Here is a 24,575-nt window from a genome sequence, read left to right on the forward strand (position 1 = left end):
TTATTCGACACTGCAATTCTGTGGAATTTGGTCTATTTAAAAGGCTCGGGCTTCCATTCCAACAAATATAGTACTTTCATATCATTTAATTAATGAACGTGATCGAATGTGCGCTCATATAATAGGTTCAGTTAAAAAGTTAAGGAAATCGGCTTGAGATGGGCATTGGGTGTATCACATTCAAATTAAAAGTTCGACAAGTTCGAACCAGATTCAAAAGCATGATAAAGTGAGTGAGTAAGAAGCCATATTATAAATTAACACGTTCAACTGATACAAAATTGTGACAATTCAGCTAAACGTGTCACGACATCATATAAATTCATTATAATATCCATTGAGGTGGGCATATGTTAAAAGAAGCACAAGCATTTATTAAACAAATGTATGAAGAATTAAATTTACCAATACAAGCGCGTGATCGCCGTTTAGAGGAAATTGCAGCATCCATTAATGAGACGGGGACTTATACACATACTTCAGAAGAATTAACATATGGTGCCCGTGTGGCATGGCGCAACTCAAATCGTTGTATTGGTCGTCTTTTTTGGGAGAGTTTAATCGTTGAAGACGCGCGTCATATTAAAGATGAAGCATCATTTATAAATTCGATTTGTTCGCACATTTCTACAGCGACGAATCATGGCCGTATTAAACCTTATATTACAATTTATGCGCAATCTGACGTTGAAGGCCCAAAAATATTTAATAATCAATTGATTCGTTATGCGGGCTATGAAGATAAGGGAGATCCATCTGAAAAAGAAATCACGCAACTCGCCCAACATCTCGGATGGTCAGGTGAGCATACAGATTTTGATGTATTACCTTTAATATATCAATTACCGGGTCAAAAAATTAAATATTATGAATATCCTAGTGACTTAATCTTAGAGGTTCCTATTAGTCATACACAATTCCCTAAAGTTGCTGAGTTAGGTATAAAATGGTATGCGGTACCGATTATATCAAATATGGATTTAAAAATTGGTGGGATTACTTATCCAACTGCACCATTCAATGGTTGGTATATGGTGAATGAAATTGCAGTTAGAAATTTCACAGACAGTTATCGTTATAACTTATTAGAAAAATTTGCCACAGCCATGGGATTTTCTAATTTACGAAACACTTCTTTTAATAAAGATCGGGTGTTAGTTGAAATCAATGATGCTGTCTACCAATCTTTTAAAAATGCAGGCGTTTCTATGGTTGACCATTTAACTGCAGCTAAGCAATTTGAAAAATTTGAACAAGCCGAACAACAACAAGGACGAACTGTAACAGGAAAATGGTCATGGTTAGCACCCCCATTATCTCCAACTTTAACTTCAAATTATCATCATGGTTATCAAAATGAGATAAGAGTCCCTAACTTTTTTTATAAAAAATCGTCATCATCTGGGTGTCCATTTCACTAAATTCGTGTACAATAAAGTACAAATATCGGTAAGGGAATGATTGCATGACACTTTATTATTTAGGTCCTAAAGGGACATTTTCCTATTTAGCCGCACTCAAATTGATGGCTCAATCACAACAAGACGACGACTGCTTAGTTGAAAAAGATAATTTATATGAGGTCATGACTTCACTCCAAAAAGAAACAACAGCAACTGCCATTGTCCCAATAGAAAATTCGATAGAAGGAACAATCAATGTCATTGCAGATACATTGACTGATTATCCCTTTGTCGTCGTGGATGAAATTTTGTTAGATATTGCGTTTGCTTTATATGGATTACCTGAGCAATCGCTTGCGGATATTACAAAAGTTTATTCGATTAGTCCAGCGATAAGTCAAACGCAAAGATTTATCCATGCGCATCAATTTGATTATGATTATACACCGAGTACTGTCGCTTCATTGAGAGAAATCAATGCAACGACCGGTGCGATTGCGCCCATTGGAAGCGGAGAAATGTATGGTTATCATGCTCTTCAAACGCATATCGAAGACTATCCACATAATATGACACGCTTCCTTGTACTCAAACATGCATCTGAAGTGGCGCACCAGTCAGGTAAAGATTGGTTGCTAGTCATTACACCTACTGAAGACAAACCAGGACTTCTCGCAAATATTTTAAATACTTTTGCGATGTTCCAGGTCAACTTAAAATGGGTGGAATCTCGACCTTTAAAAACGAAACTCGGTATGTATCGCTTTTTTGTACAGGCCGAGTGTCCTCTTGATGAAACGGTCAATAAAATCACAACCATTTTAAAAACGCTCGACTTTGAACTAAAAAACTTGGGTCGGTTCAATTAATCACTTTATTTATTCCCTTTTCATACCATATCAAATGACGTAATTGGATTTGCTTTTATCTTTAGCATTTCCAATTCAAGTCATTCAATGTCGCTATCATCCACTCTCTCTTTTACATCCTATGCGCTCATTCTAGTTCATCCAATATGAGTTGACTGACATCGTGTTGATTGAGATGAGGTAACTGTCTGTTTTCTGCAATCGTCAATTCATTAATAGCAGTCATTTGATTCGCTTGATTGTCTCCTAAAAATTCATTCCCGATGATATAGACACCTTTGTGTGGCGCATCTTTATGGCTTCTAATATGCAGTGGATTTTTCTCAGAAATATTGACGAATTGATTGTGCATGACGTAAAACGCTTCTCCCCCTTGTTTCCCTTCAAAAGTACCATCTAAAGTTTGCATATCTTGGCCTTTATAAACACCTAAATAACGAATTCCCCCACTACAATTTAAAAACAAATTATTATGAATCAAGATATCTTTCCCTTTTAAAGGTGTGAGCGCATAATCTTGCGTTGAATCAAAGATATTATTTTGGATAACAATATTCTCATAAAAATAATTATAACGTCTTGCATGTGAACCAATTGCACGATTCCATGATTGCATTTGCCCTTCGAATGAATTTCCAAAATAACAATTCTCAATCACTACATTTTTAGTAATCGTGCCATCATTCACTCCAAATTTTGGAAAAGCACCTTCGACAAACATATCAAGTTGAATTGCTTCTGAGAACCAACGATCCCCATTCACATCATAAAAACCTAAAAAGTTACAATCATGAATATAGACACCATCTAATCCACAAGCGTCCACACCATGCCCACCTACAATATTTTTAAAAGTGATATGGCTTAATTCAATATCTCGGGCATGACCTATGCACATTGCTGTATTATTATAAGGATAGTGCACACCATTCATATTGAATGTGCCACCTTCTATCTTAATATGGCTATTACCATCATATTGATAGTACTTTTTTCGACTTGAGCCATTTTTTAATAATGCGTCTCGACCAACCCTTAATAATTCCGCTTCTGCATCTAATATTAAAGTTGTACCTTCATATATTTTTAAGGCTTTAGCGATATGATATGTACCTTCAGGGATATAAACAGTCACGTTCCTTTTTTTACCTTTATTTAAAGCACGTTGAATGCCGATCGTGTCGCGCAATTTATTTTTTCCAGTTGCACCAAAATCTAAAATATTTAAAATCATTTTCGTGCCATCCTTTCTGAATTAAGTTATACTATGAATAATGTTGTTTAATTTCTATATACCCTTTTTAGGAGGATGTTTAATGTCAAAAAAAGCTTTAATTGTAGTGGATTATTCTTATGACTTTGTGGCTGATGATGGGAAATTGACTTGCGGTGAAGCGGGTCAAGCGATTGAGCCTTTTATCGTAGAGCGCATTCAGTCTTACCATCAATCAAAAGAGAACATTTTCTTTATGATGGATTTACATTATGAAAATGATCCTTATCATCCTGAGACGAAAAGTTTCCCACCACACAACATTGAGGGAACACATGGACGTGATCTTTATGGTCGTGTACAAGAAATATATAACCAAATTAAAGACGAATCACACGTCTATTTTATAGATAAACGACGTTACGATGCCTTTTATGGTACTCCGTTAGATAGCTTATTACGTGAACGCCATGTTGATACACTTGAAATTGTAGGTGTTTGTACAGATATCTGTGTCCTTCACACTGCAGCAAGCGCATATAATTTAAACTATCAACTGATTATACCTAAAAATGGCGTGGCATCATTCAATTTAACGGGCCATGAATGGGCTTTAACACATTTTAAAGATACTTTAGGCGCAGCGGTAGAATAATTACTGTTTGCCATGCTAAAATAGATATGAATATAGTAAAATAATAAGGAGATTGAATAATGACAACATATATTTTTGGTCATCAAAACCCAGATACTGATGCCATTTGTTCGGCAATCATCATGGCTGACTTTGAACAACAACACGGTAATAAAGAGGCCAAAGCCTTCCGTATTGGAGAGTTAGGTCCAGAGACACAATATGCATTAGATTATTTTAATGTGGAAGTACCTGAATTGTTGACAGATGATTTAACAGGAAAAGACGTTATTTTAGTGGACCACAACGAGTTCCAACAAAGTGCTAAAACAATCGAGAAAGCAAAAATTCATCACGTAATTGATCACCATAGAATTTCAAACTTCCAAACTGCTGGTCCATTATATTACCGCGCTGAACCTGTTGGTTGTACAGCGACGATTTTATACAAAATGTATAATGAGCGCAACTATGAAATCCGCCCTCAAATTGCAGGGTTAATGGTGTCTGCTATTGTATCAGATAGCCTTTTATTCAAATCACCAACATGTACAGAACAAGATGTTAATGCTGCAAAAGCATTAGCAAAAATTGCAGATGTGAATTTAGAAGAATATGGCTTGAACATGTTAAAAGCAGGCGCTTCTACTACAAACAAAACAGAAGATAGCATTTTAAACACAGATGCGAAATCTTTCAGTATGGGTGAACATACTGTACGTATTGCACAAGTCAACACTGTCGATATCGATGAAGTTATCGCGCGCCAAGAAGCACTTGAAAATGCAATGAATAAAGCAAGCGCTGAAAACGGTTATGATATCTTCGTTCTTGTTATTACAGACATTTTAAACAGCAATTCTAAAATTATTGTTGTTGGTGCAGAAAAAGATAAAGTCGGAGAAGCTTTCAACACTGCTCTCGATAACAATACAGCATTCTTACCTGGTGTTGTATCACGTAAGAAACAAATTGTTCCACCTATTACTGAAGCTTTATCATAAAGTTTAAAATCAAATGAATAGGATGTGGTTGCATGACAAATCAAATTAAAGCAGGACATCACAAGTTTTATATTGGTGAAAATGAAAACACACCGCAAGCTGAGATTACATTTAAGTATCTTGATGAAAATACAATCGATGTCAACAAAACTTTTGTTGATCCATCACTCCGTGGCGGTGGCGTTGCAAAAAAATTATTCAACGAAGTCATTCAAAAAGCCGAAGATGAAAACTTAAAAATTGTTCCATCTTGTAGTTATGTGGCGCGTCAATTTGAAAAAGATAAATCTCTTGCACCGCTTTTAGCTGAGTAAGGAGAACTTTAATACAAGTGTTTCTTGATGACTCACAAGGTGCATGGTTGTGCATTCTATCTAAATGATTGAGCCATTTTAAGTGTCCATGTCATTTTTATGTTATACACAAATATTTTATCTTTTTAACTTGGGGCCGAGAATACGAAATCTAAACGTGTAGTCAGATTTCTATTCTGGTCCCTTTCTTTGTATCTGATGTTACCATCAAATCGATACTCACCTTATGCTGTGTCATTTATATTTGATTGAATACACATCTCATACAAAGATAACTAGCATACCCTCTCATTAATAAAACATCATTTGAAAGGAGTTATCTCATTGAACAGCTACCAGAAGCAATTTGATGCAACGAAAGACTATTTTCGATCAGGCATCACCGTGTCCCTCAAATATCGTAAAAAAGCATTAAAGCAATTATCAAAGCAAATTAAATTACATGAAGATGCCATACTAGAGGCTTTAAAAAAGGATCTAGGCAAAAATGAAGTAGAAGCTTATGCAACTGAAGTGGGCTATACATTGAATAGCATTAAACATACCCGTAAATCATTGAATAAATGGGCCAAAAAACAATCTGTAGACACCCCTTTATTTCTCTTCCCTACTAAAAGCTTTGTCATTAGTGAGCCTTTAGGTACCGTGTTGATTATTGGTCCATTTAACTATCCTTTTCAATTAATTTTTGAACCTTTACTTGGTGCAATTGCTGCAGGCAACACCGCTATCGTGAAACCGTCAGAACTCACACCTCATGTGGCCGAAGTCGTTGAAACTATTATCGCAAATAGTTTTGAGCCAGAATACGTCAGCGTCGTGCAAGGTGGTGCAGATGTGATTCAAGCACTTTTACAATTACCTTTTGATCATATCTTTTTTACCGGTAGTGCAAAAGTTGGCCAAATTGTTTATGAAGCGGCTGCAAAACAACTTATACCAGTGACATTAGAACTTGGCGGAAAATCACCTACAATTATAGATAAATCCGCTAACTTAAAAGTAGCAAGTGAACGAATTTGTTTTGGTAAATTTATGAATGCGGGTCAAACTTGTGTAGCACCTGATTATGTGCTGATTGATGAAACAGTAAAAGCGGATTTTATTAAAGCTTTGACGACGACAATACGTGAGTTTTATGGACGCGCGCCCCATGAGAGTGAGGATTTCGGGCGTATTGTAAACGAACGTCATTTTAATCGTTTAGCACAATTGATTCAAACCCATGAAACTAAAATTATTTTAGGTGGTGAAACGGACGCGACTGACCGTTATATTGCACCGACTCTGATTGATAACGTAGTAGCTTCAGATGCCATTATGGCTGATGAAATATTTGGTCCAATTTTACCAATTATGACTTATCAAAATCTTGATGAAGCCATTCAATATGTTCAATCAAAACCTAAACCATTATCGTTATACTTATTTAGTGAAGATGAAAATACAACTAATCGAATACTTACTGAACTATCGTTTGGTGGCGGTGCCATTAACGATACTTTACTTCAATTAGCAAATCCAAACCTTCCTTTTGGTGGTGTAGGTGCGTCAGGCATCGGGCGCTACCATGGACGTTATTCATTTGAAACATTTTCACATCAAAAACCTTATATTTTTAAAACAACTAAATTGGAGACTGGGTTACTATTTCCCCCTTATAAAGGTAAACTGGGCTACGTTAAAAAGTTATTTAAAAAGTAATCTTCTCTTTCAAATGCGTTAACATAAAAGCACATGCGAGAATATGACAATCATCATTTTTGCCATTCTCAGCATGTGCTTTTTCGTTATCTTTTTGTGCTTTTATTCGCTATTAGAGGTCGGTTTCGTCTAAAAATTTAACACAAACACCTTCCTCTGCAACTTGTTGATCATCTTTTAATGTCAACAATCCCGTGTCTCGATTTCTTTCAAATACGACAATTTTAGAGTCTTCTTCTTGATGTGCCACAACGAGATATGCATCGTCAGGAGTAATATTGAAATCTCTTGGAAATACACCGCCACTTGAGACAATATCAACCAATTCTAGTTTGCTACCCTCAGCTAATACTTTGAAAATTGCAAGACTATCATGCCCGCGGTTACTAATATATAAGTAACGTTGGTCATGTGAAAGATGTACTGCAGCTAATTTAGTCGGATGTAAGAAATCTTCAGGAATCGTTAAATGACGTTCCAATTCAGTGAATCGACCGTCTTCATATTGCATTACAACAACCGTATTTGAAAGTTCATTAACCACATAGGCGTAACGTCCTGTTTGATGATAAGCAATATGTCTAGGGCCATCACCAGGTTCTAATTGTGTGCGATATGCAACTTCCATACCTTCAGAACCATATTGATATGTCACTAACAAATCCGAACCTAAATCAACAGCTACCGCATATTGATGATCAGGTGTGACATCTAAATAATGCACATGGGATTTTTCTTGACGCTCTATGTTCGGCCCATGCGGATAATCATGGCTGATTTCTCTAATTAAGCGTTTAACAGTGTGGTTTTCAGCATCTAATTCATAAATACGTGCGACACCATCTCCATAAACCGCTTCAAAAGCATATTTTCCATCTGGTGATACCGCTACATAACAGCCAGAGCCTTTAAAAGATTCCAAACAAGTACTCTTTTTTTCTAAGCTTCCATCTTTATTAATCTTGAAAGAAGCGAGGCCAGCGTTTTGATCGTCTTTCGTAATGGCGAGTAACATATCTTGATACTGTGTCAAATAGGTCGAGGCATTTAATTCATATCCTGTTTCAACTTTCTCAACAATACCTTGTTGATCATCTAACTCAAATCGAAAAATACCTTTTCCATTTTTCTTAGTATAAGAACCAATATATCCTTTTGTCATGTTGTACCCCTCTCAAATTTCTTAATGCTATTTTATCAAATTTTAACACGCTGTCCCATTACGAAGGTATAATGCGCAACTCACCGTCTTCAGCTGTCCACACTTTCCCCATTGATGTGATGCCTTTCATACCTTCAAAATATTTAAACCCCAATGTTTGAACTAAATGATTTGAACATAAATTACTCATGCAATATGTACGACGAGGATCAAATAGAGGATTTCGATATAATCTTTTTAACAATCGACAAAAACTGAGCGGTTTCGAAAAGACAAACCATATATCTGGCTCATTTTCAACAAAAGCACGCTCAAATTTTTTCATACTTTTACAATCTTCTTTCCACTCGACAACTCTGATTACAAACTCTGAACATCCCGTATGCATCAAGGCCTGTTCTAATAAGTCTTTAAATTGGTAAGCATTTTCTCTTAATTGTCTATCATCACTGACACCAATTGTAATATTGCTTGTCTCATAGTGTGTCTGGAAAACGGCCTGAATCATATCAAGAAAGCGTTGTTCTTGATAGCGCTCATTTAATAATTGTTGATTTAACAATGCTAATTGAAAGTTTGTCGATTCATTAAGTTGATATGAAATTAATGCATTACGTGTTTGATACAAACTGATCACCTTTATAATAAAAATTTTCAAAGCCTTTATTCATTCAGTGTTCTAATTGTCTGTATAAAAAAGAGGTAGGACCGAAATCTAAAATTTGATTTTGATTTCAAAGTCGCTACCTCCCGTAAATGTTAATCCGGCAAATCAAAAATCACATTGGAGCAACGTATAAAGACGAGCTCAAAATAACTAAATGTGATCTTTTTCAACGCGCATTAAAATTGAATTGTTCAGTTGTTATGCTTTAGTTAACATTAGACTCAATGTCAGATACAATCTCTTTTGTTTTATTTTCGATATCTTCAAAGTCCTTTTTGAAAACATATGCGAGTACAGCTGCACCCACACCGAAGACAACAGTCACTGTAGCTGTGAAAATAAAGATAAACTTAAATAAGCCCTTAATAAAGTTCCACATAAATATTTCACCTCATCATCATTTATTTAATATCATCATAACATAAAATATTACAATCATTAACTACATACCCTATTCTTGACTGTATTAATCAGAAATCAATTTAATTTTTATAAGCAATATGTTACATTAAGATTAACTTAATTGTGAAAGAGGTTTGTTAAATGCCATACATATCATTAATGAGTTCGTGGAAAAGCAATGATATCGAGAGTATAGAAAATATGGTAGATGATCGCGTATTAGCATACTATATTAATGAGCTAGGTGAGGCACAATCATTATCAAAGTCAACGCTCATTCACATGTTACGAAAACGCATGCAGCAAGTGATGGAGAAAAATGACCTCCAATGGAACTTTGAAATTATCCATCGTGCCCATGTGCGAGGCAGTCAATTAATTATTTTTTACGTTTATTCGTTAGAAAATCCTGACTACAAGCGCACTTCTAAAACAATGGTTACAATGACTTTTGGAGGGGCTTCAGGTGAACAACATCGTATTAAAACAGTCTATATCACACCAAATGTAATAGATGTCAATCAATAAATGAGGAATGTCGCGTAATAGCACCACATATTTCAAACATAACTATTTATGATATTAAACACAAACTCGGACGATACATAACCTTTCGTCCGAGTTTTATATCATCCATTTATAGTTAGTCCTCAATACAATCATCACCGTGTATAATTTTTGTAAAACCAATGTTTAACCTTAATATAGTAATTCCACATAAAACTCCCCCCTTATCCCTATTCACATACGACTTAATATGATGTTAAATTTATTATAGTAGCGCCATGAAGTGAATACCATTAAAGAATGATTACAACCATTTAACAAATTATGTTAGCGAGATTTCAGAGAGGACGATTTTTATGCAAAATGTCATATCGGATATTTTAAGCTTTAGAGGAAACCATTACGATTACGGTGTAATGACAGGGCAGTGGCTTCAAACGACAGCGTTATTAAAAAATAGAAATAAAGAATGGAAGAAACGAGTGCCTCGCTTCGATATAGATATCGAAGAAACTTATCACATTTATCAACAATATGCACCTCGGATTTGGGAAGAAATAATGGGAATTCAAGATGTATTAAAAATTCCAACACGACAAGCGATTTTAAATTTCGCACACTACCGCTTCACAACACTGCCAGATAGTGGGTGTTCGGTTTACATTGGACAAGATTATTTAGTGAGAAATTACGATTATCACCCTGCAACATACGATGCTAGGTATCAGTTGTTTGAACCGCATGATGACGGTTATGCTCAAATTGGTCCTATGTCTCGAGTGACAGGTCGCATGGACGGAATGAACGAATGTGGTTTAGTTATGGCTTACAATTTTATGCATCGTAAAAAGCCAGCGAATGGATTTGTTTGTTATATGGTTGGCCGTCTTGCCTTAGAAAATTGCAAAAATGTAGAAGAAGCCGTGGCCTTTTTAAAAGAAATTCCTAACCGGAGTTCATTTAGTTATATCGTTAAGGATGCAACTGGCGCACATGCCATCGTTGAAGTTTCTCCGAGAAGTATAGAGGTTCGTTATGATCAAACTTGCACCAATCACTTTAAATTGTTGACGCATGAAAATCGCAACTATACAAAAGAATCTAAAGAACGATTAGGTCGCCTTGAAAATCAAATTTCACAAGCACATGAAGACCGCTTTGAAGTCTTTAAGCGGTTCAATCAACCCCAATACGAAATATATAGTAAATTATTTAAAAGCTGGAGTGGGACTATTCATACTTCTATGTATGACCCCCATCAATTACACGCTTGGATTGCATTAGGTGAAAGTCGAGATCCGATTAAAATTGATTTTGGCGCTTGGTTAAAAGGCCATGATCTAACGGCAAATCAAATTGAAGGTCGCATTGATACAGAAATTCAATTTGCGACAGAATAAATAAAACACGCCATAAATAGATGACACAGTTGTCATCCATTTATGGCGCTTAATCGATTTCATTCATTAATCTACCGTAATGTCCCCATGATTTGTGTAAAGTTCAACTTTATGCTCTCCTTTACCATTTTTACCATGCTTTAAATGTTGATTTTTAATATGTGCATGACCATGTTCTGGATTTAACGATAGCATGACATTATGAGGCGTTTTTCGATAATTTAAATCGATATTCCCTTTTTGCGTAGAGCCTTTAAAATCACATTCTGTTTCCATATCATTCATGACGATATTTCCTTGCTTAATTTTAAAAATACTTCTATGAAGTGCGGATCGGTTAGCATTAATCTGACCATTTTCAACACTGATTTCACTTTGATTCAAGTGACTATCATGAATGTTCACTAACGATTCATGACCAATGATTTTAGTATGTGAAAATTGACTATGATTAATCGTCACTTCACCTGAGCGTTCGTTCCAAAACTTCGCATTCTGGCTATCAATCCCATCAGCTTGTATTTTAGCGAAACCAGTTGAAACATTCAGCTCTTTCAATTGTGCTGATGGAACAGTAATCACAATGTAATTATCTTCTCTATTGAAAGGATTTAAATTAGGTTCCTTTCCTCTAGAATGTTTAATTTCTGCGATATTTAACGTTTTGTTCTGCTTCGAAACGCTCAAATCTTCTTTACCTTTATATGTGACATGAAACTGGTTGCCTTCAACAATTTTGACATCAGCTGATGCCATATTCACGATAAGTTGATTAATTTCATTTTTAGCATATGTTTTTTCTACTTTTTCAATGGATTGTTGCTTTTTTTCAAATCCAAACCATACGATGGTGCCTAATATAAAAGAGACTAAAAAACAACTCAAACCAAATATAAATAATTTTTTCATGGCTACGATGTTCCTTTTTTAATAAAATTGACATTCCATTTCAAATATCTTATGAGTAAGTTTCGAATTGCAATGATGAATTTTATAATCATGACCAGGAACATAGCACCCAGTCCTAAATAAGCAAAGCTAAAAAGATAATTGCTTAATGAAAAGCTGTATAACCCTGACCATATGTTCATAATGAGTAAGAGTAACGGGGATAGCAACATTCCTAATGCAATAAAAGTGCCTAACAATGTAATAATCATTACAAAAAACAAAGGTACCAGAATGAAAAATAAAGTGATGACACTCATCCCTATTGTCGCAAAAACAGCATGCGCAATGTGTGCTACATCAGGTTTATTTTCCGCATTTTTAACAGCATATTTAGCATATTGCTGCTTTGCAATTTGCTTAGGTGTATCTAAAGTTTTAACAATGGCGTGGTCAGTTTTCCCTTTACGTCCTTCTTGATAAAAATAATTCTCGTACGTATTCATCACTTCATCAATTTTATCATCGGGTAAACGATGTAGTTGATATTCTAATTCATTTAAAAATGTGATTTTATCCATCGTCTTCCCCCTTTTAACTCTGATATTAAAAATTATAAGGACTCATACTTTAAAATTAAATAGTTTGATTAAATTTGTATTGTAAATGTCATATTCTTAATTTGTCGTAATCTTTTTAATTTTCATCAAATTATTATACTGTTATAATGTAAGTCAAGGGAGGGGTTATTATGGCACATTTAAAAACATATTACGCACAATCTAAACCTTTCGATCAGTATATTCAAGACATGTCTCAAAATCAGTCCGAACTCCAATCGATTTATCATCAATTTGAATTACCTTCAAACGATAGTCGCATTGAGCAACTTAAAGAAAAAGGTTATCGTTATGTTCTTGTCATTACAGAAGATTGGTGCGGTGACGCTATGATGAATAATGCAATTCTAAAGCATATCGCTGAGGGTGCAGATTTAGAAGTGCGCGCTTTTTATCGAGATGAGAATACAGATCTCATCGACCAATATTTAACCAATGGTAAATCACGTTCAATACCCATTTACATTTTTATGAATGAGAATTTTGAACAAAAAGCGGTATGGGGCCCGCGTGCACACACAGTTCAAAAATTTGTAGAACAAGTCCGTTCGGAATATTTACCTGATAAAAATGATCCAAGTTTTGATGATAAACAAAAAGAAGTCCATCAAACGATTCATAATCGTTATGCGACAGATCCTTCGTTTTGGAATGAAGTCTATGAATCTATCTTATCTCGACTTATTTAAATATAATCACTCACATGTTCGGACATGATGATGGATTTAATGCACTGAAGGTTTCAAAAAACTAACGCCTCGAATCGAGTATACGTTTAACCAAACCGTTCTCAATTCGAGGCATCGTTGTTAAATAATCTTAATATTATCTTTCATTTTTAATTGATTCTACCTTTTTTAATTGTTATTCCGCTTATAACCCTTTTTGGATAACCTCACTTTTATTAGATGATAACACTCATGAGATAAACAAATCCTAAGCCGCTCACAGAAATAATGGTTTCGACAAGTGACCATGTTAAAAATGTTTCTTTTACAGTCAGTCCAAAATATTCTTTAAACATCCAAAATCCTGCGTCATTCACATGTGAACAAAAGATACTGCCTGCTCCTATTGCTAACACAACTAATGCTAAATTCACGTCTGTCGTTTGCAATAAGGGTAAGATGATTCCTGTTGTCGAAATTGCCGCAACTGTCGCTGAACCAAGTGCCAGTCTCAGTAGTGCCGCCACTAACCAAGCGAGTAAAATGGGTGATATGCGAACATCCGTAAAAATATGCTCAACGGCACCACCTACACCACCATCAATTAAAATTTGCTTGAACGCACCACCAGCGCCAATGATAAGCAGCATCATGCCAATTGGATAAATCGCTTCTGTCAACGTATTCATGACCTGTTTAGTCGACTTACCACGCAAAATTCCCATACTAAAGATTGCAAATATCACTGCTATTAACATGGCGGTACCTGCATTCCCTACAAAATATATGATTCTTTCTAGGTGGTTTTTCGGTCCTGACTCATGACCTGTCACTAATTGCCAAATGGTAGCAAATAACATTAAAAGAACCGGTAACAGCGCTGTAAATGTACTCAATGCAAAATTGGGCAATTTTTCATCTTCAAAGGACTTGGTTGCACCGAGTGATGATATATCTCCTTCTCTTTCAAAAGCACTTCGCGACAAATAAGGTGCAATCTTTACGAATAGTGGTCCAGCAATCAAAGTGACTGGTATTGCAATGATAAAGCCATAAAGGAGCACTTTCCCAATAGGTGCATTTAACTCTTTAGAAATAACAACTGGCCCTGGATGCGGAGGCAAAAAGCCATGTGTAACAGAAAGTGCTGTAACCATGGGTAAGCCCATTTTTAATTGAGATACATTCATTCGTTTAGCAATGGTAAAAACTAACGGAATTAATAAAACGAGTCCGACTTCAAAAAATAAAGCAATTCCAATCATAAAAGATGCAATCACCATCGCCCATTGCACATATTTTTTACCTAACTTTGCAATGAGGGTGTCGGCGATTTGTGTCGCCCCACCACCGTCCGCTAATAATTTACCTAACATTGCGCCTAAACCAAATATTAAAGCAATATGACCTAAAGTTCCGCCTATGCCCGCTTCAATAGTTGTTACAATTTTATTGTATGGCATTCCTAGTAAAATACCCGTCAACATGGCTGTAATAATAAGCGCAATAAAAGTATTTAATTGGAATTGCATAATGAGTAATAATAAAACGATGATACCGATGAAGACGCTGATTAGTGGCCAAAATTCATGTAACATTGTGTTCCCTCCCTATTTATCTTTTAACTGATTTTGAAATTGAGATAAAGTTTGATAAGCATAATTCAAATCACGACTAATCTGTATAAAAGCAGATGCTAATTCTTGATAGAGATTGACATTCTTATCATGAGGGACATGTTGGTGGGTAGCGCCCATCCATGTTTCAACGATAGAATAATCTTCAATATGATTGAGCGCTTTTAAACCTAAAACACAAGCGCCGAGACATGAACTCTCATAACTTTTAGGAATTTCTACTGTACAATCAAAAATATCAGCCATCATTTGTCTCCATAAATGACTTTTTGAAAATCCACCTGTCGCCTTAATTTTTTGAGAGACTTCCTCCATGACTTCAACTAAAGCTAAAAATACTGTGTAAAGATTAAACAAGACACCTTCCATTACAGCGCGTATCATATGCTCTTTTTTATGTGACAACGTTAGACCAATAAAAGAGCCTCGCGCATTAGAATCCCACAACGGCGCGCGTTCACCTGTCAGATAAGGATGAAAAAGTAAACCATTTGAACCGGGCGGCACAGTTTGTGCAATACGGGACATGACATCGTATGTATCAATTCCGAGTCGCTTTGCTGTTTCAATTTCACTGGCAAGCAACTCGTCTCTTAACCATTTCAACACAACACCACCATTATTAACGGGTCCTCCAATAACATAATGATGTTCATCAAGGACATAGCAAAATATACGTCCCTTTTCATCTATAACTGGATGGTCAACTACCGTTCGTATTGCACCCGATGTCCCAATCGTGATGGCGACTTCTCCTTTTTCTATACTATTGACACCTAAATTAGAAAGAACGCCATCGCTCGCCCCAACAACAATCGGTGTTTGAATTGAAAGACCAAGTTGTTGGACAGTAAAATTATTTTCTATAGTTAATACTTTGGTAGTTTCTACCAATCGTGGTAGTTGGGAAGCTGAGATATTTAGTAAATCTAAAACGGATGAGTCCCAATCTCTATTTTTCAAATGATAGAGCCCTGTGGCTGAAGCAATAGATTCATCCATCACCCATTCTCCAGTTAATCTGAATAATACATATGACTTAATATCTACAAAGTAACGTGCTTGATTAAAAAGATCTAGAGACTCATTTTTTAACCACCACAGTTTAGAAAGTGGTGACATCGCATGAAGTGGCGTGCCTGTACGTTTATAAATCTCATGGCCCTCATAATGCTTACGCAAGTCTTCAGTAGCAAAACGAGCACGATTGTCTGCCCATGTCATACTGTTTGTTAAAGGTTGGTTATTTTCATCAATAAGTAAAAGACTGTGCATTTGTGCGCTGAATGAAATAAATGCAACGTCTTCACTCGAAACTTCACTTTCAATTAAAACGGACTGTATCGTTTCAATCACTGCTTTAAAAATCACTTCCGGATCTTGTTCAGAAATATCTACTTCAGGTGTCAGTAATGGGTATTCAATTTGTTTTTTTAATTGTATACGTCCATTCGTACGATATAAGACCGCTTTTGTGCTCGTCGTACCAATATCTACACCCATCATAAAATCTTTCATATTTTCATGCTCCTTTCTCTCACTACTGTGCCCAAAAAGCACCGATATCATCATTTAAATCTTTAAAATTCAGCTCAAATGCTTGATACATCTTTTTTCTATCTTGTGCTTCAATGGCTTTTACAAAGAGTTCATGGTTCGTAATAATTCGCTTAAAATCGATGACATTTGTGTCCATTCTGCGCTGCATACTGATATAAATCATACAAAGCATTGTCGGCTTCATTTGTTTCCATAAGTGTGTTAAATAATGATGTTCACATGCCCGTACCATAGTTTCATGGAAGTTTAAATCATTTTCCGTAAAGCTTATCGCATCTTCAAACTTCAAGCTTACTTTCATCATTTCAAGCGCTTGATACATCGCTCGCACAATTGTATCCAAATCATCACGTTGAACGACCTTTGTAAAAGCAAATGATTCAATCATTAACCGTATATCCGTCAATTCCTGTCGTTGCTGCTCTGTAAAAGGCACAATTTCTGCTCCCATACGTTCTAAGCGAATCAAGCGCTCTTGTTTTAAAATTTTAAATGCATCTCTAACAGGTGAACGACTCACATGAAATTCAGCAGCCACTTGATTTTCAGTTAAAATCTGTTCTGCTGAGCGATCCCCGTTAATAATATCAAGGCGTATTTGTGCCGCGATTGCTTCGCCTTTTGATACTTCTGTTAACCATTTTTTTGGAAATTCCATTCGATCACCTCAACTTGTATACAAGTATTCTAGTCTAAATCCTCCTTTTTGTAAACGCTTTCTATGTAAAACTAAAAAATAAGATTGAAATCTAAAACATGCTTAGATCTCAATCTCATTTACAATTTATATCGCTTTCTATTTTAAATAGATGATTTTAGATATCTTTCTTACTAATTAAAAGAAAATTAGCAATAAATAATACGACGATGGATGCCGCATTGATAAACCATTGCCAGTTTGAAAAAGTTAACCCACTGTCTAAAGATTTTTCACTTAAATAGCTAAACGGAATGTATTTCAACGATTTTTGAATATCATCCCCGATGACAGGAATCAACGGAATAAATGGTTTCATGACTGGTAATATAAGCAACAGTAAAATACCTAATGTATAGACTAGTGCTGGTTTTTGAACAATTAAATTAATTAAAAATAACAGTAAACCATACACAAAGAAAAGAATTAAATAAAAGACAAGCAACTTCCATATATTCTGATTATTAAGTTCTTCGCCTTTGGTTGTCCATTGAATTAAATATGTCACGATTAAAACAACAGCAGTTGTAATTATTGAAATAAGCGCGATTGAACAACATTTTGCAATAAAATAACCAACGCGATTTCGATAGTGATTCAAAAAGAGTTGAATTGTGCCTTGACCACTATCACGTGTAATCGTTTTGATTACAAATAGTAAACCAATTAACGAAAAGAACCATTTCCCCACACTAAAAAGTGTATTCGCATTGACAGGTTTATCGTGCGTAACAAGGATTGCCATTGTAGTAATCAGCGGTGCGACACCCAAAATAATCGCTAAATATGTAAGTGGACTCTTCAATATGCTAATCATATCGAATTTAACTAATTGCAATATTCTCATTGTTCGTCACCTCGTTGATTAATATTAAAGTATGTGTCACGCAATGAAATTTTTCTTGTTTCAATATACGTTGGAAATATTTGTTTTTGTGCTAAACCTTCTAAAAACGCTTGATAATTACTTTGCGCATTCAAAATAATTTCTCCTGAATCTTTGTGTGATTGTGCTACTTTAAAATGATCTGTTAAATAGTAAAGGGCTTCTTCAAAGTCTTTTGAATCAACTTTGACAATCGTTTGATTTGCAGATTGACCATTTGACATATCGACATCTTGAACAAAGTGACCATCTCTTAAGAAAACAGCACGATCACAAATTAATTCTATATCTTCTAATTTATGACTAGATATTAAAATCTTCATATCTAATTGTTTTACAAGTTGTTGAATTGTTTTTAAAACATCGATGGAACCGTCTGGGTCCATCCCATTTGTTGGCTCATCCAATATTAAATATTTCGGTTTATTCATTAAAGAAACTGCAATTGCTAATTTTTGTTTCATCCCCATTGAATACTTTTTCACTTTTTTCTTAATATAAGATTCCATGCCAAAAGCTTTAACAATTTCATCTGTATATTGTTTATCAAAGCCTTTCCCTAACACTTGAGCGAAAAGTTTTAAGTTATACAATCCTGTCTTATTATCATAAAGTTTAGGATGTTCAATTAAATAACCAATACGCTCATCACTTGAGGTTTTGACTTCACCCGAATAATTAATAATATTACCGTTCATAATTTTCATAAGTGTCGTTTTACCTACACCGTTTTTTCCTATAAGACCAACAATATGACTATCATTAAAAGTAAAATCAATTTGATCGATGACAGTATTGTTGTTATAACGCTTTGTAATCTGCTTTAACTCCATTCACATGCCCTCCTACCATCTCTAAAAGCTTTTAGTTAAAATAATAAACGTCTCTTTCAACAATAACATTTATAATGAATAAGACAAAATGATAAATTAAATCGTAATATCATTTAGATTCTATTATATATTATTTCTTTGATTTCGCTCCAAAAAATTCTCTGCTCATTTAAAATGAAAACAATATCTTTTCAATTTAAATTACTTTTATTTAACATACCCAAATTATGACAATAATAGCAAAGTTGACAAATAAACTGAAAGAATAATTAATTCTTCTTATATATAATATCAACAAAATATTAAAGTCTTCCCCTATATTGTGACATATTTTTTCTACTGATAGATAGGATTCGAGCTCATTTTTACATCATTTTTACAATGAACCTCATTTATTTGATTGTTATTACTTTTGTGTTAAGGCTAAATTTAAAAGATTAACTCTTTTGATACCATATGATTAAGTCATTTTAATAAGACTTAAAATCAATTATTGACAGTGTTAATGATTGGTAATTGGAAAGCAAATAGCAGAAAGGTAAAGTAGCGTCTTAGTGCTGAATGACACAAGTAGGAGGGTCAAAATGACTATCAAGTGCTATAGTATTTGACTTCACAGTCATTTTTGACAACATTAGATTGCATTGATGCTAAATGCAACAAGCTATTATGAGAATTTGAATGGATTATTTTAAAAATGGCCTTACTTTTGTTGCTTTTTACGATCATTATTCCGACTAATAAAAGCACAAATCATAAATAAAATCGTTGCAACGAATAATTTAATCGCTGCACCTTCTTGATTTATAAATTGTAAAATAATACCTAAAATAAAAATGATGAGTGCAATCACTACAAATATTTTAGTTAGATGTTTCAATCATTTCACCTCTTTTTATTCATTGATTTCACTTTAGAAAAAGCCAATTTATTTGTCAATCGTTTATTTGACTTATAGTTAAGTTTGTAACTACTTTTAATTCATCATTATATTGTTTGCTTCAAAATATCACACATGCTAATATAAAGTTGTATCCACACATGATTAAGAACCCCAAACTTGTTGCCGCAAGCTTGGGGCTTTTTAAATACTTTACTTTTTGGTTTTTGAGGTAGTTTCGTCATCCTCATCGTCTGAATGGTGATCATATTGTCGCCATTTAGACTCAAACCAACATCTAAAAATAATTAAAATACCACCAGTGATTAATGACATTAAAAACTCTGTCCACTGCATGATTAAGAACACCTCCTACTTTGCGAAGCCATTTTTATTTTTAGCACCAAAAATGTAGGGAAAGGTGGCTAAATTTATTTTAACACAAAATAGCGAACGTGTGTTCTGTTTTGGTATTTAATTTTTTTAAACCCACACTAACTGTAACTTTAAATTTATAACTTTTCACTGTATGATAGACATATATATTATGAATTTTAAGAAAGAGGTCGAAATGAGATGAACCCTTTAGCGCTGCAATTGAATGAACAATTAACAGAGAATCAACCTATTATTTTAGATATGCTTTCTGATTTAGGGAAAAACATGTATTATCCAAAAGGCATTTTAACGCAATCTGCTGAAGCAAAATCTACGCAGTATAATGCAACGATTGGAATGGCAACAAATTCTAAGGGGAAATTATACACTGAGTCACTCTACAGTATGTTTAATGAGCTTAATACAGACGAAGTTTTTTCATATGCGCCTCCCCAAGGTTTAGGTGAGTTACGTGAGCTTTGGCAACAAAAAATGTTGAAAGAAAATCCTGATCTTTCTGCTGATGCGATAAGTTTACCGATAGTCACTAACGCACTTACACACGGGCTTTCTTTGGTTGGCGACCTTTTTGTAAATCCCGGAGATACGGTTTTACTTCCAACGCATAACTGGGGGAACTACAAACTTGTTTTTGGTGTGCGTCATCAAGCAGAAATCAATACTTACCCTATTTTTGATGAACAGGGTCACTTCACAACAACTGAACTTGTGAATACACTTAATCAAATTAATCAAGACAAAGTCATCATGGTACTCAACTACCCTAACAATCCAACAGGTTATACCCCTACTGAGAGTGAAGTTAAAGCCATTGTTAAAGCCATTGATGACTTAGGACGTCGTGGCGTGAATGTTGTGACAATAGTTGATGATGCATATTATGGCTTATTTTATGAAGATGTGTATACACAATCTATCTTCACAGCATTGACACAACTCAACAATTCTCGTGTATTACCCGTTCGTTTAGACGGCGCGACGAAAGAATTTTTCGCATGGGGATTCCGTGTAGGTTTCCTTACATTCGGTCTTTCTAATGACACAACAAAAGAAGTGTTAGAAGCTAAAATGAAAGGATTAATCCGTAGCAATATTTCTAGCGGTGCTTCACCAACGCAAGCGGCAGTACAACACGCACTAAAAAACAAAGCTAATTTTGATCAAGAAATTCAAGAAAATATCGATACACTTAAAGAACGTTACGAAGTGACTAAGGAAATCGTTTATCAAGATGCTTTTAAATCACTATGGCAACCTTACGACTTTAACTCCGGCTATTTCATGGCACTTAAAGTAAATGGTGTTGACCCAGAACAATTAAGATTACACCTCATCGAACATTATTCAATTGGTATCATTGCTTTAAATGACACAGATATTCGTGTCGCCTTTAGTTGTATCGAAAAAGATGATTTATCACATGTTTTCAACTCAATAGCAGAAGCAATTAAAGCGTTACAATAATCAACTATAGACAGGGACATCTCTTACAATGTTTCCTGTCTTTTTTATCAAATTTGGGGGTTGCAATGGAAATCAATGTCAAACAACCTAAACAATTTTTAACAAAAGCAAGTGGATTCCTAAAGGATTATACGCATACGCTCAATCCATATATGGGCTGCCAATATGCGTGTTCGTATTGTTATGTGAGGAAGTCGCCAATCTCGTTATTTTCTGGTAAAAATTGGGGTGATTGGGTGACAGTTAAAAATAACGTTAACCATCAATTTCAAAATGAGTTACAACGTGCTAAAAGAAAAGGACCCGTGACGATTTTTATGTCCTCTTCAACAGATCCTTACCAGCCGCTTGAAAAGAAATACGAAATTACAAGAATACTACTCACATCAATGGCCAGTCATCCACCTGACTTTTTATTTATTCAAACACGTAGCCCACTCATCCAACGTGATATCGACATTTTAAAAACCTATCCCGGTCGATTTATTGTAAGTATGACCATTGAGACAGACCGAGAAGATATGGTGCGTTATTTCACACCACAAGCACCTAGCATTCAATCAAGATTCAATGCGCTCAAAAAATTACGTCAGGCAGGTATCCCAACGCAAGTCGCTGTGGCACCTCTTTTACCTTGTACGACAAACTTTCCTGAAATCTTAGCGCATTATACAGATTATGTCACAATAGATGATTACTTTATGGGCGATGGGTCAAATGGTCGTAGAACTGAATCATTAGGTATGCGTCATATGTATCAAGCATTACATTTAGAAGATTGGTATCAACCTGACGCCTATCAATATGTATTGAAATTGATGCAATCTCGCTTTTCTAAAACACATATTTCAGTTAGTGTTGATGGTTTTAAACCGACTGAATTCTAATTACTGAACGGAGATGAAACAACTTGTCATATTATTATCAACATCTACACACACCACTTGGCGTCATGACCGCAATTGTTAACGCTCATGATAAATTAGTTGGTTTAGCTTTTAATGACTCGAAAGACTACCAAACGTTATTGAACAAATTAAATGGGCAGCATAAGTTGATACACCGCTCTCAACATGATTTAATTGATCAACTTGCTCACGAATTAGAAAGTTATTTTCACGGACACTGTCAATCATTTAAAACGCCAATATCATTTGAAATCGGCACCCCTTTCCAACAAAAAGTTTGGCGTACCTTACAACAACTCCCTTATGGAAATAAAGTAAGTTACGGGGACATTGCTCAAATGATGAGACATCCTAAAAGTACCCGTGCCGTGGCTTCAGCAATTGGTCTTAATCCTGTATCTATTATCATCCCGTGTCACAGGGTCATTAGAAAGGATGGCCAGTTGGGTGGCTTCAACAGTGGATTAAACAGAAAAATACGTTTATTAACATTGGAGGGTCATTTGAATGAATAAAAGACAATTTGAAATATTAGCAGCACTTATTGCAGCACCTACTGTCAGCCCACCCGCAAGAAATACAAAACCCCTTCAACAAAAGATTGCAGAATGGCTTAAATCGATAGGATTCGACACAACACAAATCCCTTTTTACGACAATGATGAAATTATTGTTGCCACATTAAAAGGCAAAAATGAACAGGCCCCAAAACTCATATTGAATGGACATGTAGATGTTGCAGAAGTTGAAAGCGAAACATTTTGGCATACAAATCCATTTGAACTTGTTGAAAAAGAGGGTTATTTGTATGGAAGAGGTGTCGCCGATATGAAAGGTGGTATGTCTGCGTTATTTTATAACCTTGAACGCCTTTATCAAGATGGCGTTCAGCCTGAAGGAGATATCATAGTTCAATCAGTTGTCGGTGAAGAAGTAGGCGAAGCAGGAACTAAAATTGCGTGTGAGCATTCACCGAAAGCTGATTTAGCACTCGTCCTAGATACAAGCGAATCTATCGCAATGGGACAAGGTGGCGTGATTACCGGATGGATTACGATACAAAGTGATGTCACAATCCATGATGGTGCTCGGAGTCATATTATACATGCTGGCGGTGGTCGTCATGGCGCCAGTGCCATTGAAAAAATGCTGAAAATCATTCAAGCGTTACAAGAACTTGAGCGTCATTGGGCTGTGACGAAATCTTATCCCGGTATGCCAAGTGGTGCCAATACGATTAATCCAGCAGTCATTGAAGGTGGACGTCATCCCGCATTTATTGCGGATCAATGTAAACTTTGGATTACTGTGCATTTTCTACCTCACGAAAATTATGATGATATTATTAATGAAGTTGAAACCTATTTAAATAAAGTTGCAGAAAGTGATTTATGGCTGCAACACCACCCACTTCAGTTTGAATGGGGTGGCAATTCAATGATAGAAGATAAAGGAGAAATATTCCCTAGCTTTACCCTTCCCGTTAACCATCCGGGCTACCATTTACTGGAACTGGCACATGAAAAAATTCATCAAGCCCCGCTTCAATCAACGATGAGTACCACTGTTACAGATGGCGGTTGGACAGCAGATTTTGGCATCCCAACCATTTTATATGGACCCGGAGAATTAAATGAAGCACATGGAACAAACGAAAAAATTGAAATCAAATCACTTGAAGATTATACAGAAGTGCTTTATCACTTTTTGAAAAGCTGGTATAAAAATCCAGTCAAAGCAACTAGCGAACAATAGCATGCTAAACATTAAAATAGCGTATGATATGAACAACACGCTCATATCATACGCTTTATAATTATTATACTTCCTTAAATCATTTATCTTATCCTTAATTG

General features: G+C 35.2%; 25 protein-coding genes and 1 pseudogene. 13 read left to right on the plus strand and 13 right to left on the minus strand.

Annotated elements, in window-relative coordinates:
• The first annotated feature begins 350 nt into the window (after positions 1-350).
• On the plus strand, positions 351-1,421 hold the full coding sequence (locus HMPREF1208_RS06470) for a nitric oxide synthase oxygenase (RefSeq protein WP_016425540.1): 1,071 nt from the start codon (positions 351-353) through the stop codon (positions 1,419-1,421).
• Positions 1,422-1,465: 44 nt separating this feature from the next.
• Positions 1,466-2,272 (plus strand): prephenate dehydratase, encoded by an 807-nt coding sequence (locus HMPREF1208_RS06475; RefSeq protein WP_016425541.1) that lies wholly within the window; start codon positions 1,466-1,468, stop codon positions 2,270-2,272.
• Between the two features lie 127 nt (positions 2,273-2,399).
• Here HMPREF1208_RS06475 and HMPREF1208_RS06480 read toward each other — a convergent pair whose 3' ends face one another.
• Positions 2,400-3,506, minus strand: coding sequence for a glycosyl hydrolase family 28-related protein (locus HMPREF1208_RS06480; RefSeq protein WP_016425542.1), 1,107 nt, complete (start codon positions 3,504-3,506; stop codon positions 2,400-2,402).
• A gap of 82 nt (positions 3,507-3,588) precedes the next feature.
• On the opposite strand from HMPREF1208_RS06480, the gene HMPREF1208_RS06485 reads away from it, so the two are divergent.
• The 4 genes from HMPREF1208_RS06485 to HMPREF1208_RS06500 all read left to right on the plus strand — a co-directional run bounded on the left by HMPREF1208_RS06485 (position 3,589) and on the right by HMPREF1208_RS06500 (position 7,141).
• Positions 3,589-4,140: a cysteine hydrolase family protein gene (locus HMPREF1208_RS06485; protein WP_016425543.1), complete on the plus strand. Its 552-nt coding sequence runs from the start codon at positions 3,589-3,591 to the stop codon at positions 4,138-4,140.
• A gap of 56 nt (positions 4,141-4,196) precedes the next feature.
• A complete protein-coding gene (locus HMPREF1208_RS06490; protein ID WP_187364099.1) occupies positions 4,197-5,123 on the plus strand; it encodes a manganese-dependent inorganic pyrophosphatase in 927 nt (308 codons plus the stop codon).
• Between the two features lie 32 nt (positions 5,124-5,155).
• Positions 5,156-5,437: a GNAT family N-acetyltransferase gene (locus tag HMPREF1208_RS06495; protein ID WP_016425545.1), complete on the plus strand. Its 282-nt coding sequence runs from the start codon at positions 5,156-5,158 to the stop codon at positions 5,435-5,437.
• 324 nt (positions 5,438-5,761) lie between these two features.
• Positions 5,762-7,141: an aldehyde dehydrogenase gene (locus HMPREF1208_RS06500; RefSeq protein ID WP_016425546.1), complete on the plus strand. Its 1,380-nt coding sequence runs from the start codon at positions 5,762-5,764 to the stop codon at positions 7,139-7,141.
• Between the two features lie 112 nt (positions 7,142-7,253).
• On the opposite strand, the gene pglS is transcribed toward HMPREF1208_RS06500, so the two are convergent.
• From pglS to HMPREF1208_RS12200, 3 genes are all read right to left on the minus strand, one after another.
• Complete coding sequence (gene pglS / locus HMPREF1208_RS06505) at positions 7,254-8,303, minus strand: 6-phosphogluconolactonase (protein WP_016425547.1); 1,050 nt, start codon at positions 8,301-8,303, stop codon at positions 7,254-7,256.
• Positions 8,304-8,361: 58 nt separating this feature from the next.
• Positions 8,362-8,931: a hypothetical protein gene (locus tag HMPREF1208_RS06510; protein WP_016425548.1), complete on the minus strand. Its 570-nt coding sequence runs from the start codon at positions 8,929-8,931 to the stop codon at positions 8,362-8,364.
• A 244-nt stretch (positions 8,932-9,175) separates the two neighbouring features.
• The gene (locus HMPREF1208_RS12200; RefSeq protein WP_016425549.1) at positions 9,176-9,349 is read right to left on the minus strand and encodes a hypothetical protein; all 174 of its coding nucleotides are present in this window, start codon (positions 9,347-9,349) and stop codon (positions 9,176-9,178) included.
• 164 nt (positions 9,350-9,513) lie between these two features.
• Here HMPREF1208_RS12200 and HMPREF1208_RS06515 point away from each other — a divergent pair, with 164 nt between their 5' ends.
• Positions 9,514-9,900 carry a hypothetical protein gene (locus HMPREF1208_RS06515; protein ID WP_016425550.1) on the plus strand — a complete coding sequence of 129 codons (387 nt, stop codon included), beginning with the start codon at positions 9,514-9,516 and terminating at the stop codon, positions 9,898-9,900.
• A 335-nt stretch (positions 9,901-10,235) separates the two neighbouring features.
• Positions 10,236-11,279: a C45 family autoproteolytic acyltransferase/hydolase gene (locus HMPREF1208_RS06520; RefSeq protein ID WP_016425551.1), complete on the plus strand. Its 1,044-nt coding sequence runs from the start codon at positions 10,236-10,238 to the stop codon at positions 11,277-11,279.
• Positions 11,280-11,345: 66 nt separating this feature from the next.
• Here the strand turns inward: HMPREF1208_RS06520 and HMPREF1208_RS06525 are convergent, their stop codons facing one another.
• Both HMPREF1208_RS06525 and HMPREF1208_RS06530 read right to left on the minus strand, forming a co-directional pair.
• Entirely contained in the window at positions 11,346-12,188 is an 843-nt protein-coding gene (locus tag HMPREF1208_RS06525) for a DUF4097 family beta strand repeat-containing protein (RefSeq protein ID WP_016425552.1), read from the minus strand.
• A 2-nt stretch (positions 12,189-12,190) separates the two neighbouring features.
• Positions 12,191-12,748: an HAAS signaling domain-containing protein gene (locus HMPREF1208_RS06530; protein WP_016425553.1), complete on the minus strand. Its 558-nt coding sequence runs from the start codon at positions 12,746-12,748 to the stop codon at positions 12,191-12,193.
• Between the two features lie 170 nt (positions 12,749-12,918).
• Here HMPREF1208_RS06530 and HMPREF1208_RS06535 point away from each other — a divergent pair, with 170 nt between their 5' ends.
• Positions 12,919-13,476: a thioredoxin family protein gene (locus tag HMPREF1208_RS06535; RefSeq protein WP_016425554.1), complete on the plus strand. Its 558-nt coding sequence runs from the start codon at positions 12,919-12,921 to the stop codon at positions 13,474-13,476.
• A 215-nt stretch (positions 13,477-13,691) separates the two neighbouring features.
• On the opposite strand, the gene HMPREF1208_RS06540 is transcribed toward HMPREF1208_RS06535, so the two are convergent.
• From HMPREF1208_RS06540 to HMPREF1208_RS12360, 7 genes and pseudogenes are all read right to left on the minus strand, one after another.
• Complete coding sequence (locus tag HMPREF1208_RS06540; protein WP_016425555.1) at positions 13,692-15,053, minus strand: gluconate:H+ symporter; 1,362 nt, start codon at positions 15,051-15,053, stop codon at positions 13,692-13,694.
• A gap of 12 nt (positions 15,054-15,065) precedes the next feature.
• On the minus strand, positions 15,066-16,610 hold the full coding sequence (gene gntK / locus HMPREF1208_RS06545; protein ID WP_016425556.1) for a gluconokinase: 1,545 nt from the start codon (positions 16,608-16,610) through the stop codon (positions 15,066-15,068).
• 22 nt (positions 16,611-16,632) lie between these two features.
• Positions 16,633-17,310 (minus strand): GntR family transcriptional regulator, encoded by a 678-nt coding sequence (locus HMPREF1208_RS06550; protein WP_016425557.1) that lies wholly within the window; start codon positions 17,308-17,310, stop codon positions 16,633-16,635.
• Positions 17,311-17,467: 157 nt separating this feature from the next.
• Positions 17,468-18,196, minus strand: a complete 729-nt coding sequence (pmtD, locus tag HMPREF1208_RS06555; RefSeq protein WP_016425558.1) for a phenol-soluble modulin export ABC transporter permease subunit PmtD — start codon at positions 18,194-18,196, stop codon at positions 17,468-17,470.
• Positions 18,193-19,068, minus strand: a complete 876-nt coding sequence (pmtC, locus tag HMPREF1208_RS06560; protein WP_016425559.1) for a phenol-soluble modulin export ABC transporter ATP-binding protein PmtC — start codon at positions 19,066-19,068, stop codon at positions 18,193-18,195. The genes pmtD and pmtC overlap by 4 nt, the downstream gene beginning before the upstream one ends.
• A gap of 703 nt (positions 19,069-19,771) precedes the next feature.
• A complete protein-coding gene (locus tag HMPREF1208_RS12205) occupies positions 19,772-19,948 on the minus strand; it encodes an SE1626 family protein (protein ID WP_016425560.1) in 177 nt (58 codons plus the stop codon).
• A gap of 273 nt (positions 19,949-20,221) precedes the next feature.
• A pseudogene (locus tag HMPREF1208_RS12360) lies at positions 20,222-20,305 on the minus strand (Trp-rich small protein); the annotation flags it as partial.
• A 219-nt stretch (positions 20,306-20,524) separates the two neighbouring features.
• Between HMPREF1208_RS12360 and HMPREF1208_RS06570 the strand changes: the two are divergent.
• The 4 genes from HMPREF1208_RS06570 (at position 20,525) to HMPREF1208_RS06585 (ending at position 24,474) form a co-directional block, all read left to right on the plus strand.
• A complete protein-coding gene (locus tag HMPREF1208_RS06570; protein ID WP_016425562.1) occupies positions 20,525-21,811 on the plus strand; it encodes an aminotransferase class I/II-fold pyridoxal phosphate-dependent enzyme in 1,287 nt (428 codons plus the stop codon).
• A 65-nt stretch (positions 21,812-21,876) separates the two neighbouring features.
• Positions 21,877-22,698 (plus strand): SPL family radical SAM protein, encoded by an 822-nt coding sequence (locus tag HMPREF1208_RS06575; RefSeq protein ID WP_016425563.1) that lies wholly within the window; start codon positions 21,877-21,879, stop codon positions 22,696-22,698.
• A 23-nt stretch (positions 22,699-22,721) separates the two neighbouring features.
• Entirely contained in the window at positions 22,722-23,234 is a 513-nt protein-coding gene (locus tag HMPREF1208_RS06580; protein WP_016425564.1) for a methylated-DNA--[protein]-cysteine S-methyltransferase, read from the plus strand.
• On the plus strand, positions 23,227-24,474 hold the full coding sequence (locus HMPREF1208_RS06585) for an acetylornithine deacetylase (protein WP_016425565.1): 1,248 nt from the start codon (positions 23,227-23,229) through the stop codon (positions 24,472-24,474). The genes HMPREF1208_RS06580 and HMPREF1208_RS06585 overlap by 8 nt, the downstream gene beginning before the upstream one ends.
• The last annotated feature ends 101 nt before the right edge of the window (positions 24,475-24,575 follow it).

This window comes from Staphylococcus sp. HGB0015, from assembly GCF_000411275.1.
GTDB classification, from domain to species: Bacteria; Bacillota; Bacilli; order Staphylococcales; family Staphylococcaceae; genus Staphylococcus; species Staphylococcus schleiferi.